1 protein-coding gene is annotated in these 352 nt (G+C 48.9%); it reads left to right on the forward strand.

What is annotated here, in order from left to right:
• On the forward strand, positions 1–352 hold a 352-nt coding region (locus AC0QH1_RS05040; RefSeq protein WP_324629819.1), incomplete at both ends, for a DUF2887 domain-containing protein.

Genomic DNA, 352 nt, shown 5'->3' on the forward strand with positions numbered 1-352 from the left:
GCGGAGTATGAGGAATTGCCCCTGCAATTTCTGGAAGTGTTTTTTTACAAAGAACCGCGAGCTTATGCGAATTTATTTGCTGAAATCTTCCTTTACCTGATGCAAAATTATCCGGGGAAAACCTGGCGGGCGGTGATAATTTTTGGCCGCCGCAGTTTTGAACCCACGGAACTGGAGCCTTATGAAGCTCTGCTCAATTCCGCTCAAGTGCAGCGGATTTACTTGGACGAGTTAGAGGCAGTGCCGGAAACCTCGTTGGGGATGCAAATCGTGCAATTGATTATCGAGAAAGAAGAGTCAAGGGCGGCAGAACAAGCGCGACAACTGATGGCGCTGACGCGACGGCAAATTA

The sequence above is a fragment of the Phormidium sp. CCY1219 genome (genome assembly GCF_055795085.1).